The sequence below is a fragment of the Nocardia sp. NPDC056564 genome (assembly GCF_042793755.1).
GTDB lineage: Bacteria > Actinomycetota > Actinomycetes > Mycobacteriales > Mycobacteriaceae > Nocardia.
The window spans coordinates 1,314-2,621 of record NZ_JBHTUR010000047.1; the positions used below are offsets into that span (position 1 = coordinate 1,314).

The following is a 1,308-nucleotide window of genomic DNA, read 5'->3' on the forward strand; positions in this document are numbered from 1 at the left end:
TCACCGGTTGTGGTCCCCCTTCTCCCGAAGTTACGGGGGCATTTTGCCGAGTTCCTTAACCACAGTTCTCTCGATCGCCTTAGTATTCTCTACCTGACCACCTGTGTCGGTTTGGGGTACGGGCCGTGTACCAACTCACTAGAGGCTTTTCTCGGCAGCATAGGATCACTGAATTCGCCTCAATCGGCTACGCATCACCTCTCAGGCTTCATGCGGTGCGGATTTGCCTACACCACGCCCTACAGGCTTACACCAGTACAACCACTGACTGGCCCAGCTACCTTCCTGCGTCACCCCATCGCTTACCTACTACAACCCGGGTCCCGTGCAGCAATCCTCCCTCTCACCCGAAGGCTCGATAAGAGAACATTTGGACGGTTAGCAAAGCTGATTCGATATTTGGCGCGGATACACGGGTACGGGAATATCAACCCGTTGTCCATCGACTACGCCTGTCGGCCTCGCCTTAGGTCCCGACTCACCCTGGGCGGATTAACCTGGCCCAGGAACCCTTGGTCATTCGGCGGACGAGTTTCTCACTCGTCTTTCGCTACTCATGCCTGCATTCTCACTCGCATGGCCTCCACGGCTGGATCACTCCGCCGCTTCCATGGCCATACGACGCTCCCCTACCCACCCCAACCACTGCACACCGTCCCATAGAACGATGCGGATGTATTGTTGGAGTGCCGCGGCTTCGGCGGTGTACTTGAGCCCCGCTACATTGTCGGCGCAAAATCACTTGACCAGTGAGCTATTACGCACTCTTTCAAGGGTGGCTGCTTCTAAGCCAACCTCCTGGTTGTCTTCGCGACTTCACATCCTTTTCCACTTAGTACACGCTTAGGGGCCTTAGCCGGCGATCTGGGCTGTTTCCCTCTCGACTACGAAGCTTATCCCCCGCAGTCTCACTGCCACGCTCTCACACACCGGCATTCGGAGTTTGGCTGATTTCGGTAAGCTTGTAGGCCCCCTAGACCATCCAGTAGCTCTACCTCCGATGTGAAACACGTGACGCTGCACCTAAATGCATTTCGGGGAGAACCAGCTATCACGGAGTTTGATTGGCCTTTCACCCCTACCCACAGCTCATCCCCTCAGTTTTCAACCTAAGTGGGTTCGGGCCTCCACGACGTCTTACCGTCGCTTCACCCTGGCCATGGGTAGATCACTCCGCTTCGGGTCTAGAACATGCGACTCCAGCGCCCTATTCGGACTCGCTTTCGCTACGGCTACCCCACACGGGTTAACCTCGCCACATGCCACTAACTCGCAGGCTCATTCTTCAAAAGGCACGCCATCACCCAC

General features: G+C 56.3%; 1 rRNA gene (cut by a window edge). It reads right to left on the reverse strand.

Annotated elements, in window-relative coordinates:
• Nucleotides 1-1,308 (reverse strand): 23S ribosomal RNA (locus ACFQ9K_RS45415); its annotated part reaches 1,270 nt to the left of the window's first position; the annotation flags it as partial.